The organism is Leptospira sanjuanensis (assembly GCF_022267375.1).
Classification (GTDB): domain Bacteria; phylum Spirochaetota; class Leptospiria; order Leptospirales; family Leptospiraceae; genus Leptospira; species Leptospira sanjuanensis.
Genome location: NZ_JAIZBH010000001.1, coordinates 1586678 through 1599295, shown reverse-complemented (window position 1 = coordinate 1599295; position 12618 = coordinate 1586678). Strand labels below are relative to the sequence as shown.

Genomic DNA, 12618 nt, shown 5'->3' with positions numbered 1-12618 from the left:
TCGAACTAATCCAAATCAAACTTATCTTTGTAATCAAGTAACATGGATGAAGGGATATCCTTTTTGGAGACGATAATATTTTCAATCGCGAGGTAATCCATATGAGTACCCAAGAAGCAATTGATCGCATCCATCGGTCTACAAACAATTGGCTCACCTCGAACATTAAATGAGGTATTGACAAGAATTGGAACTCCAGTCTTATAAAAAAAAGAATCGATCAATTCGAAAAATGCGGAATTATACTCTTTCCTAACGGTTTGAATTCTGGCAGAGTAATCGACATGCGTACAGGAAGGAATCTCTGAACGTACTACATTTAGTTTGTCAATACCATTTAATGCTTTTTCCTTTTCGGACATTTCAATCGATCGATCTTGATTAACACTAGCCACCATTAACATATAATGAGAAGCATATCCCTTCTGATCATTAACCAGCTTTGAATCAGGTTTTCCGAGTAGCTCAAACCAATCTTGTACCCTATCCCATAAAATTGAAGGAGCGAAAGGTCGGAAGGACTCGCGAAATTTAATCTTTAAATTCAGTTTTTTTTGCATATCCCTTGAACGCGGATCCGCGATGATAGAGCGCCCTCCTAAAGCTCGAGGACCAAATTCCATTCTACCCTGGAACCATCCGATAACGTTTCCTTCAGTAAGGAGATCGGATACTACATTTGAAAACTCCTCTCTTTTAATCTCCTGAAAAGGAATTTGTCTTTTTATCAATTCACTTTTAACTTCGTCGGGATGATAATATTCACCCAAATAGCAGCCCGACATCAAATCGTCACATTGGTTTTTTCGGACTGCTTTACGTTCTTTTAATACTTCATGCCATATATAATAAGCAACGCCAACGGCACCGCCTGCATCTCCAGCGGCAGGCTGGATCCAAATATCGTTGAAACCAGAATTATAGAAAATTTTTCCATTGGCGACGCAGTTCAATGCGACTCCACCGGCCATACATAAGTTCTCCATCTTAGTTTCTTTATGAATATGTTTGACTATACCTAATAAAATATTTTCTAAAACTGATTGTAATGAAGCAGCAATATCAAAATGAAATGGTTCTAATCGGTCTTCAGCCTTTCTTCGCGGAAAACCCATTACCTCATCAAAACCTTCACGAATCATAACGTCATCGTACGGAAATGAAAAATAATCCATATTCAACTCAAAAGAACCATCCGATTTTAAATTTACAAATCGATCGATAATTTGTTTCGCGTATTTTGGCTCTCCATAAGGAGCTAATCCCATTACTTTATATTCCCCAGAATTCACTTTGAAACCTAAATAATAGGTAAAAGCAGAATATAACATACCTAATGAATGCGGAAAATGCATATCCTTCAAAAAGGAAATTGTCGGAACGGATCGAACATCTTCTTTTCCCAACCACATACTAGTAGTAGCAAATTCGCCGACCCCATCCGCTACGAGAATGGCAGCCTCTTTAAACGGAGAAGGGTAAAAGGCGGAAGCCGCATGAGATTTATGATGCTCAGAAAAAATTACTTTCCCATCCCAAAGCATATCTTTTGCTCTGGATGGGGATAGTGCGATTATCTCTTTTCTTATAATCTCCGGGATCCACAGTTTAAAGTCTATCCAAGTAGAAATAGCTTTTGAAAAAGTCTGATTTCCTTGTGGATAAAAATCTGCAAAATTTTGAAGAAGCCGATGAAATTTCAAATGAGGTTTTTCGTAAAAACCTACGTATGAAATTTCGTCTACGCTTATCGAGCAAAATTCCAACGCTTTCTTTAAGGCATTAATCGGAAAATTTGGGTCGTGCTTTTTCCGCGTATACCGTTCCTCTTGAGCTGCAAAAACGATTTTACCATCTTCAATCAAACAGACTGCCGAATCGTGATAATATGCTGAAATGCCGAGTATATACATAAATTCTAATTTAATAAGCTGAATATGGACTAGAGAATTTTTCTTCTTTGTTCCAATTTGTCTCTAATTCTTTAGATTTTTTTTTTGCAAATAAGGAAATAATCCAATAAAAAATTTTCATTATTATAACACTTAGTCCTTTAATAGAACGGGTAATTTGAATCACTTACACTTAGGTCTCGATCTTCATTCGAATTCAACTCATAGATATCTTTAAAATGATAAAGACAAAAAATATAGATTTTACTAAACGCTCTAACAATGATTCCCATTTCAATTTACCCACTTTAATTTCTTAGACAGTAATTCTGCTAAAATTAAATTTCCATGGTCCGTCAAATGACAAATATCCGTAAAAACAGTTTCGTTTTCAAAGCGAGGATCGTTCAACCATTCGTTAGAATCATGAAACTCAATCCCATATAATTCGCAGGCATTTCGAATTGTCTGTGAATATTCAACATACAATTCCTGATCCCAGTATATTTCATGTAGTTTACCGAAAATCTTTATGTCAGCGTCAATGCATAACTTTTCAAGATGGGTCAATTTTTTTTGCGTCCAGCCAACCACAGGCTGCAATACGTAATGTACTTTAGAATTTCCGGATGTTTGCAAACCTTTCCAAGTATCCAAATCATTCAATAAAATAGAAGTTAGTATCTCAAGTTTTCTTTTGAAATTTTGCTTAGGAATCTTACGATTTTTCGATACGATAAAATCTTTACCGAAAAAAATATCCTGATAAAACGTTGATCCAAATTCGGGAAATTGAATTGGCGCATTGATCGACGCCAGTGAGAAGTTATTAATACCTGATAAAAGTACTATATTCTTTAAAGTCGGCAAAAACTTCTTTAGAAGTAAGAATTCAATCACTTCCTGTTGACTCGTTCCTCCTCGAATACCGAAATTTATAAAAGGTACGTCCGTTGATAGATGGTATGCAATTGTTTCCTTATCCGATGAAGCATTTGTTCCGAAAACGGTGCTTCCGCCAGTTATAAGATTGCAATGATCTAAATCTCTCTTGAGTTGCCGAATTTTTAGAAATTCTCCGGTTTTTTTAAAATATTGCTCACGAAGGCCAAACTCATCTGTATTTATCGCTTTGGACCTAAAATTCGCTTCATGCATCATCATCACAAACGGACGAAACTCAAGCATGCCTGAATAATCGAAATGATGCGGATAATAAATATAAATCGGATGAATTTTGATCGGCAGCTTATATTTTATAATGAATCGATAGAAATAATTTCGAATCTTCTCAAATGACTTCTTCAACTTATACAAAAAGGAGATGCTAAAAATTTTAATCATAAAATTACGGATTTAGTATTTTATTATATATTCCAAATCTTTCAATTTGATCTTTCAGCATACAAAAATCTTTTTTTTTGTTAATTAAAAAGAAATATGTTTGTCTGAATAATCCAGGCTTATATAACAAATCAAGCTCGTCTTCAAGTTGATATTCTTCTACTTCCCTACTATCGATTTTCTGAAATTTTAGCTTTTCTACAGGCTTAAAAATTAGTCTCTCCTTTTGAGTATTGATTTCCAAAGCCCAAGATCCGGCGGATTGCCAATTGGCTGAATAAGTAAATAAAGCATTATTTTTTGTCCTACCTGCTCCCGAAAAAATCGAACCGGCAGGATGCCAATCAATGTGTGATACTTTATATGAATTAAAAATTTCTGGATCTCCACAAAGAAAAAAACTTAGATCAACCAAATGCGAAGAATTTACTATAAACCAACTAGCCAATATCTCTTTCGAAAAACCAAAATTTTCTACCTTATTTTTCCATTCCGTAAATTCAAAATTAAAAGATAATACTCCACCGGATGTTTGAATAATATCTATAGCCTTCAAAGTGGACGCATAAAATCTTCGATTATAAGCGATATAAATATCCGTCTTCGCACTTTCTGCGTGTTCACTGAGTTCAATGAGATTGCTCAAATACAAAGATCCAGGTTTTTCTAAAAGAATACTTTTTATTCCAATATCAATGCAAGTTCTGGTAACGTTAAATAATTGATCTTCATTTACAGCGATAACAGCCTTTGAAATTTTTTTTCCCGAGAAATCAAAATTCGCAATTTCACCGGAAAACGCAATTACCCCTGTTTCTTTAGTAAATGAATCGCAGGACTTTACACTTCTACCGACTACGTAAAACTTTCTATTTTGAGCCTTAAGTACCTTTGCATATTCGCGAGCCATATAGCCGGTACCAATTAATATTATTTCATCTTGAAATTCATTCAAATCATTCCGATATTTTGATATCATGTAACTGGACATAGATGCTCGTTTGTATTTCTTACTTGCAATAGATCAAATATAGGTAAAAATAAAAACCTATGAGTTCTGTATGTTTCTTCAAGCAACGGAAGATTGCATTTTGAGAGTTGCATATCTCGAAAAATCGAAGCGGTCAGTTGACTTGTCGGAGTCATATGATATTTTCTTTTTTCAGGAATCTGTCCGACTTTATACTGATATTCACTCCTCTCGCCTTCGGAAAATAAATACAGACTTGTTTCAATATCTATTTTTACTGTAGGAGCAAAATCGTTACTTGAATCAAAGTAGAGAAAAAGATTATCGCCTATCGAATTCTTATAATTCAGAACACCCGTGTATTCTCGAAATCTTGAACCTCGCTTATGAGGTTTTGGGGATTCATTCAAAAGAGAGGAATACTCGGATATCTTCGAATTGGTTAAATATTCAAAAAGATCCATGTAATGAATTGCGTTGCATCCTAAACCAATGTCGCCGGCGATTACTTGCATACTCAATCGCTTTGACTTTTCCTTTAATTTTTCTTTTAAAAGAATCATATTAGGATAATAACGGTAGACAAAGTTTACGAATGTCGCAATATTTTTAGCTTTCATTTTCATAATTGCTCTTTCAAATTGATCAAGCGATTGAAAGACAACTTTTTCAAGGAGCATATACTTAACTGATACTTTGGTATTTAAAAGCTCCATCATCACATCATAACGTACATCAGCCGTTGTGGCGATAATGCACAATTCTACAGTTTTTTCCCCTAATTCGGATAGGTCCCGAATTCTTATGACCTTTGCCAGGTTTAAGGAAATCCGTTTTATACTTTGTTCGTAGCTTTCGTCCGATAACTCTAATATATAAATCCGATTCAATTCTGAAACCGAATCTACTAAAGATTGAATATGCCGTGAACCGATCGATCCAAATCCAATAGTTAAAATGTCCACTATTCGACCTGCTTATTCAGTTTCCAGACGCCATTCTCTTTACTCCAAATGTGCTCACCTCTCCAGCTATCGATCACTTCATTAAAATACTCTTCGGTAATATCACAGTATTTTAGAAAGATATCAAAATATTTTTTTGGGAACTCTCCGTCAAATTTCCGCACTAACTGTACCCCTTCCTCTCGGGTTAAATGTCCATCTCGTATCTCATGTGCAGAATCAGAAGTTGCACGACCAATTCCGAATTTGATAAACATTAAATAATAATGAAAACCATCGAGTTGGTCATCTAACGATGCGTACTTAGAATACGTACCTTCGTTCCTTACCGGGTTTGCAGTAAAACCGGTATTCTCGACACAATAATAGTAATTCTCTTGCGGAACCCATTTTTTGTAATAACCGTAAAAATGAATTTCCGTGTTAATCTTATCCAGATCCTCCAAAGGAGGAGATAAATAAGGGAAAAGGTCATTTTTAGAAATGCCATATTCTGTCATTTCTTCGGGAGGAAGATTGGAAAAGTAATGTTTCTTTTGGTCACCTCGATAATCCCGAGTTGGCGTATAGGCGTTTTTCATATCCCCTCCATATTCCACCTCTCCGTTTTCTCCGTACATAACCAAAGGAATTTTATGGATAGCCGCAATCTGAAGCGGATAGTTATACTGACCGAAGATAAAAGGTTGAAACGGGTCCCCTAACACCTCGAATGACAACTTTGTGAGTCTTCGATGGATCGCTCCATTAGGAGTTGATAATATATTATCCAATCCTCCGATATGAATCATGTTTTGAAAATTTTTCCAGCCGATTTCGGTATATAAATGAGGTGACCAAGTTACGGTCAAAGGATTCATTCCATATTTATATTTTAATTCATGAGCGATAAACGCACTGTCTTTTCCGCCGCTCGATGGAACCAAAACATCATAATTACCGTCATCCCTACGATGCTTTTCCAATAACTCCTTTAATTCCTTCTCCCGTAACGCCCAATCCACCTTCGTCTGTTTGTAAACAGCGTAATTACAAGCAGAGCATACTCCGTTTTCATCAAACGTGATTCGAGGACGCTGATTTGAGATCGTACATTTTTTACAAAATCTGATTTCTTCCGGTAAATTATATCTTGTCTTTACATTTTTAGGTTCAACAGCTCTCATTTATTCACTCGCACATTGATGTATTAGATTTTTAAAATTTTCGTAAATTTTTAGCCCAATTTTCCCGCTTTTTTCCGGATGAAATTGAAACGCATACACATTTCCTTTTTTTACGCCAGAACAAAATTCGAATCCTTCATAATCCGTTAAACATAGAATATTCTCAGAACAGTCTGGTTTTACATAAAAAGAATGCACAAAATACATAAAGGAATTCAGAGCAACTTCATGTAACGGAGTGTGTATCCAATTACTGACAGGCTTATTATCGAAAATTTTCGACCAAGAAATATGCGGAATTCTTAATTTTCCTTTTCCATTCGTTTCGTTAGGGATTCTTACTACTTCACCGGAAATAATTTTTAATCCTTCATGGAAACCAAATTCCCAGCTTTTTGAAAAGAGCAACTGCATTCCTAAACAAATTCCCAACAAGGGTTTACCGGATTCCGCAAATTCCCGAATCGAATCTACGAGCCCTAGGGAAGTTAAATTTTTCATTGCGTCTCCAAAAGCGCCAACCCCGGGCAATATAACGGCATCCGAGCTCAAGATGAATTTCTTATCATGCGTGATATGTGTCCGTAAACCTACGTGTTCACAAGCTTGCTGTACACTGAAAAGATTTCCGAGTCCATAATCTATAATGGAAATTTTTGGATTTTTTTCTGCAATATTAGTGCTCATAATAAATTCAATTTCGACAATTCACTTTTTGGCTAACCAAATAATCCTTCAACTCACTGATATTGATTTCATCAATCAATTTGAAAGAATTTCCGCTTTTCAAAAAATCGATGTTTCCCTCAAGCTCAGGTTCGAATAAAAGTCGATGGTTATCAAGACTATCGTAATGAAACATAGACGCTACTGCTATAGCATCCGCTCCGGTTTTATCAAAGACTTCTTTTGCGTGTAACTTTTGACCACACCCACCATGCGCAATCACAGGAATATTAACAGCATTCGTGACCTGAGATATCAAATCGATATTGAAACCTTTACCCGTGCCTTCCATATCCACTGAAGTAATTAGAATTTCCCCCGCTCCTAATTCCTCAATCCGAGTAGCCCACTCTATAATTTCCAAACCGGTGTATTCCCTTCCGTTATCTATAAAAGCAAAATAACGCCCATCCGGTTGTCGAATAGCTTCGATTGCAATTACGATGGTGGAAGAACCAAATTTTTCGGATAGATCTCGAATTATTTGAGGGTTCTTAATTGCAGCAGTATTTAGGCACACCTTATCCGCACCAGCGCGGAGTACGGAATTTACGTCTTCCACATTCCTCAGCCCACCACCTACGGTCAAAGGTATAAAAATTTCCCTCGCTGTCCGTTCAATTAGAGCGGATAGATTATTCGTACCATATAAACTGGCTACTACATCCATATATAAAAGCTCATCGGCACCCGACTCATAATAATATCGAGCAAACGCATCTGGTGATCCCAATACTCGAAGTCCTTCTAGATGAATTCCTTTAACTAAATTTTTACCTTTTATATCAAGTCTAGGGATAATACGAACGGTCATGAATGAAGTTCCTTCAAAAGTAAGGATGCTATTTTCAAATCATAAGGAGTGTCAATGTCGATCGATTTGTCCGGTTCCATTATGAATGCATAAGTTTTTTCACTTTGAAAAAAGGTGTTTTGCTCTAATAGAGGCAATGTCTTCGAGATATAAATTGCCCCATTTAATCTATATTGTTTTAAATATTCCTGACTTCTTTTTTCTTTATTTTTTAAAAAGTTAACCATAGATAAATCGCTTGGAAGAGTATTAATCCACTCAACGGGATGATCCATTTCGTTTACTGAAATGATCGAATTTGCGCTCTTTGATAACATTTCTTCCAAGGCAGCATCAATATCTTCATGCGTTCTTAGTGGAGAAGTAGGTTGCAGCAATATGATTAGATCAAAAACTTCACCACGCTCGCGCATAAATTGTATTACATGTTTTAATACATCGATCGTTGGCGTCGAATCTTCCGATAATTCCTTAGGTCGAATAAAAGGTATCTCGATTCCGATCTCTTTTGCGATCGAAATGATTTTAGGATCGTCTGTACTTATCACAATTTTATCTATATATCGGGATTTCTTAGCAGCTTCCAAACTCCAGACAATCAACGGTTTTTTTTCAATTTCAACAGTATTCTTATTCGGAATACGTTTACTTCCGGCCCGCGCCGGTACAATTGCCAAAACTTTTTGATTCGCTAACAAACTTAAATCTTTCCTAATTCTTCGATAATGTTGGTAAGTATCTCACCAATTCTTTTATATTCCTCATAATTCAAACTTAAGATTGTAGGTAGATTTAGCCCGATAGCGGATATTCTTTCAGAAACTTCGTTTCTTTTTCTAGCGAATCGAGAATAAATAGGCATTTGACTCAGAGGGTAAAAGAATGGCCGTAAATCAATGTTGTATTCTTTAGCTTTTGTGATCACCAAATCTCTGGAAATTTTAGGATCAGAAACAAGATAACTTACAAGCCACACTACTTTTTTTCGATCATTTAAATCTTCTTGTCTTTGAAATGCTTTTACATTTTCAAGATTTTGAGCATACCACTGATTGATCTGATGCCTTTTCTCCTGCAATTCCTCGATCCGCTCCAATTGAGCTAAGCCAATTGCTGCCTGAATATTCGTCATTCTATAATTATAACCTATTACGGAATGCCAGTATTTCTTTTTAGGATCCATTCCATGATCACGAATAACCCGCATCTTATTGAATAGCTCTTCGTTATCAGTAAGACACATCCCGCCCTCGCCTGTTGAAACAATTTTATTACCGTAAAAAGAGAAGCAACTAATCTCACCGAAAGAGCCGATCTTACGCCCTTCATAAGTCGCGCCGTGTGCTTCCGCACAATCTTCTATAATATATATTTTTTTTTTCTTTGCAATTTCTAAGAATGCCGACATATCGCAGGGTTGTCCATAAATGTGAACAAGTAAAATTGCCTTAGTTTTTTCGGTAATTGATTCGAGAACTTCATCTACGTCTATGCACCATGAATGTTTATTTATATCCACGATGACCGGAGTTGCACCGGTGTATAGAACCGAATTTATAGTCGCCGCGAAAGTCAAATCCGGAACAAGTACTTCATCCCCTTCGCCGACTCCCAACGCAAGTAACGCTAAGTGAAGAGCCGCAGTTCCGTTCATTACTGACACACCGTATTTAGAGCCGATATATCCTGCAAAAGCCGACTCGAAATTCTGCACATATTTCCCTTGCGACGAAATCCAGTTACTCAAAATACAATCGTTTACATAGGATAACTCCTTCCCAGTTAATTCGGTAGAAGCAATTGGAATATGAAACTCAGCTTTATATTCAAAGTAATCAACGAGAAAATCTTTATCATCGAGTATCGGAACGTATTTTATATTTTCAGAGATATATGACAAAAGTTTTTCCGTAGAATCACCAATTCGGGCAACGACGGATTTATTTTTATTTTTTATAATTTCTTCAACAGACAATTCGATGGGCAATTTATCTAAAATCGATCTGCGCAAGTCACCGTCAGTAACGATGCCTTTATATTTCCGATTGATCGAATCGATAATAAAGGCAAATCCTTTTCCGTTCTTATCAATTTGTCTAAAAACGTGATAAATCGAGTCTGTGTTATTACAAATTAAATCATCCATTTAATACTTTAACTTCCGTAGGGTTAACGCTTCGCATTCTCTAAGCTTTTTCAAAGGTTTATTATAAATTTCTAACGAATAATAGTTTAAATTCTTTTTCAGAAAAGGCCAAAACCAAGAATCTTCGTGAATCAAATCGTTCGAATCTGACTTTCCATCATTATCACTCAAATGATATGCTTCAATATAACGATCGCATTCTCGAAACATATCTTCCGGATCGAAGGAAAGACTTTCAGCAGAAACCTTCAAATGAGCAACATCCACCAACAAACCTACATTTTTAGGACAAGAGTCTAATATTTTTTTGGTTTCATTAGGATCCACCATTAGCAACGGATTCAACTTGAATTCCTCGAAGTTATTTTTTGAAAGAACGTTATTTTCTATCAATAGTCGAATACCCATATCGCTGGCAAATTTAGAAAGTTCATGAATTTTGCTCAAAAAAACATCCGTCGCATCCGCACGGCTATTTACTTTACGCGCTTTTATTCTTTTCCCTAGCTCCCTTGGATCGGGATCAAGAAGATAACCCGCATGAAAACTATAAACCTTCCTATTAAAATCTCTTGAAAGAGTTATACACTCTTTTACGTGTTGAAAGCTTTTTGCAGAAATGTCTGGATCCAGACTTGCCAAATTAAATACAAAAGGAATCTTATAAGGCGGAAAATAATTATGGACCTGAAAGTTAGCTTGTTCTTTTAAAGAAAGAAGATTTGGAATTAAATCTGTATCGAATTGTCCGCCCGATAATTCGATATTCAAGAAACCGTTTTCAATCAGTAACTTCGAGATTTCGAAAGCATTTTGATGATAAAACCCACCTGTCGATATGTAAATCATCTTCGAACTTTTTTAACCGGAACTCCGACGAAAACATCCTGCTGAATCTGAGTATCTCCACCGATTGGTCCAGTTAAATCAGCGACCACTACCCCTCCAGCACCGATTACGATATTATCCCCTATAGAAATGGAATCAATCGTGATGGATCCAGCACCTAAAAATGTGTTCGAACCAATTTTCGAACGACCGCAAAGAATCGAACCAGGAGCAAAATGATTATGACTTCCTATTATAGTTTCGTGTTCGACAGTCGATTTAGTATTAAAAATATTATTATTCCCGATTGAAACTAAGGGCCCGATAAAAGATTGCGGACAAAATAGATTAGCTTCACCAATTTTTGAGGTTTTATTTATTATAACGCCAAATGACGAATATAGATTAGGCATCTGAAATCCGATTGTTTTTAGCGCAATATAAAGTTCTTTTCTTTTAAGGTTATTTCCAATCGCAATAAAAGCTGTCTCTATCCCCTTGTCAAAAAATTCACGCATTTGAGAATCAGAGCCGATAACCGGGATATCCAAAATTTTTTCAGATACTAATAAATTAAATGAAGGGTCGAGAATTCCTTCAATCGAATATAGTTTATTTTGCTCTTCTCTTAAGATTTCAATGACTACTCGGGAATGTCCGCCGGCCCCGATTACAAGACAAGGCTTAGACATCAAATTCAATATCCGCCAGGCGCAAGATATGATCTCTCTCGAGATCTCGAGAAGCCTTTTTACCCAAAATGTTAAAAATCTGATTCGGCTTTATTCCAGAACCAGGTCTTTTCAAGGTAAGATTCTCTTCGGCAAAAATATCTCCTTTGGCAATATTATGATTCACTACTATACTTTTTCTAGAAACCGAAGCCATTTCCCTTTCTTCTTCCTGGCATATCTTTTCAAAACTTCCCAGCATTCTTTCCGCTCTTCGAATCGAATTAACATATTCTTTTAATTCGCCAGGATCCATCGATGCTTTATGATCCGGACCAGGCAAATTTTTATCTATTGTAAAATGTTTTTCAAAAACCCGTGCGCCAAATCCAAGGGAAAGAATAGACGCAACAATTCCCTCACTGTGATCGGAGAATCCAACTATGTAGCCAAATGCTGTCTTTAAAGTATCTAATACTCTCAGATTCAAACTTGAATCCGAACACGGATAATTAGCAACACAATGCAATAAAATCAATCTTTCATTGCCCGCTTTTCGATAAATATCCAACACCTCTTCAATCTCTCCAAGTGAGGCCATTCCTGTCGAAATAATAACAATATCTCTCGTTGACGCTAAATATTTGTGAAGATTCATATCGACAATGTCTGCTGAAGCTGTCTTAAACACTCGAATACCCAATGACTTTAGAAAAACAGCACTCTCTACATCGTACGGAGTAGAAAGAAAATCGATCCCAAATTGATCACAAAGAGACATTAATTCGGGATAATATTCTTTCTTCAATTCTAACTTCTTTAGCATCTCAATATGAGATTCACGTTCTTCGGTTAGACGTTTTTGATAAGCTACCTTAGGTGTTCCATGGGATGCGAGATTTTCTGCTACAAAAGTTTGAAATTTTACGGCATCCGCACCACCCTCTTTAGCTTTTAATATTAAATCCTTGGCAAGTTTTAAATCGCCGTTATGATTGACTCCGATTTCAGCAATAATATAGCTTCTTTGTCTCGACAAGGAATTGTATCTTGTTAAATCTAAATAGTCAATATTCATAAATTCTTTTATATCTTT

General features: G+C 36.1%; 12 protein-coding genes. All 12 read right to left on the bottom strand.

Translation table 11 applies throughout. The annotated features are described in order from the left end of the window. Window positions 1-5: 5 nt before the first annotated feature. The 12 genes from LFX17_RS07115 to neuB all read right to left on the bottom strand — a co-directional run bounded on the left by LFX17_RS07115 (window position 6) and on the right by neuB (window position 12600). A complete protein-coding gene (locus LFX17_RS07115) occupies window positions 6-1913 on the bottom strand; it encodes a carbamoyltransferase family protein (protein ID WP_255717766.1) in 1908 nt (635 codons plus the stop codon). A 273-nt stretch (window positions 1914-2186) separates the two neighbouring features. Then, a complete protein-coding gene (locus tag LFX17_RS07110) occupies window positions 2187-3236 on the bottom strand; it encodes a hypothetical protein (RefSeq protein ID WP_238729622.1) in 1050 nt (349 codons plus the stop codon). Window positions 3237-3240: 4 nt separating this feature from the next. Continuing rightward, window positions 3241-4191 (bottom strand): Gfo/Idh/MocA family oxidoreductase, encoded by a 951-nt coding sequence (locus LFX17_RS07105; RefSeq protein ID WP_238729621.1) that lies wholly within the window; start codon window positions 4189-4191, stop codon window positions 3241-3243. Window positions 4192-4211: 20 nt separating this feature from the next. After that, the gene (locus LFX17_RS07100; RefSeq protein ID WP_238729619.1) at window positions 4212-5171 is read right to left on the bottom strand and encodes a Gfo/Idh/MocA family oxidoreductase; all 960 of its coding nucleotides are present in this window, start codon (window positions 5169-5171) and stop codon (window positions 4212-4214) included. Further along, a complete protein-coding gene (locus LFX17_RS07095; protein WP_238729618.1) occupies window positions 5171-6337 on the bottom strand; it encodes an N-acetyl sugar amidotransferase in 1167 nt (388 codons plus the stop codon). Before LFX17_RS07095 ends, LFX17_RS07100 begins: the two co-directional genes overlap by 1 nt. Next, on the bottom strand, window positions 6338-7024 hold the full coding sequence (gene hisH, locus LFX17_RS07090; protein ID WP_238729617.1) for an imidazole glycerol phosphate synthase subunit HisH: 687 nt from the start codon (window positions 7022-7024) through the stop codon (window positions 6338-6340). 7 nt (window positions 7025-7031) lie between these two features. Then, window positions 7032-7877 carry an imidazole glycerol phosphate synthase subunit HisF gene (hisF, locus tag LFX17_RS07085; protein WP_238729616.1) on the bottom strand — a complete coding sequence of 282 codons (846 nt, stop codon included), beginning with the start codon at window positions 7875-7877 and terminating at the stop codon, window positions 7032-7034. Beyond that, the gene (locus LFX17_RS07080; RefSeq protein ID WP_238729615.1) at window positions 7874-8575 is read right to left on the bottom strand and encodes an acylneuraminate cytidylyltransferase family protein; all 702 of its coding nucleotides are present in this window, start codon (window positions 8573-8575) and stop codon (window positions 7874-7876) included. Before LFX17_RS07080 ends, hisF begins: the two co-directional genes overlap by 4 nt. A gap of 2 nt (window positions 8576-8577) precedes the next feature. Continuing rightward, complete coding sequence (locus LFX17_RS07075) at window positions 8578-10023, bottom strand: aminotransferase class I/II-fold pyridoxal phosphate-dependent enzyme (RefSeq protein WP_238729613.1); 1446 nt, start codon at window positions 10021-10023, stop codon at window positions 8578-8580. Beyond that, window positions 10024-10872: a sugar phosphate isomerase/epimerase family protein gene (locus tag LFX17_RS07070; protein ID WP_238729610.1), complete on the bottom strand. Its 849-nt coding sequence runs from the start codon at window positions 10870-10872 to the stop codon at window positions 10024-10026. It lies immediately after the preceding gene. After that, a complete protein-coding gene (locus tag LFX17_RS07065; protein WP_238729609.1) occupies window positions 10869-11543 on the bottom strand; it encodes a NeuD/PglB/VioB family sugar acetyltransferase in 675 nt (224 codons plus the stop codon). Before LFX17_RS07065 ends, LFX17_RS07070 begins: the two co-directional genes overlap by 4 nt. Then, complete coding sequence (neuB, locus tag LFX17_RS07060) at window positions 11536-12600, bottom strand: N-acetylneuraminate synthase (RefSeq protein WP_238729608.1); 1065 nt, start codon at window positions 12598-12600, stop codon at window positions 11536-11538. The genes LFX17_RS07065 and neuB overlap by 8 nt, the downstream gene beginning before the upstream one ends. Window positions 12601-12618: the final 18 nt, after the last annotated feature.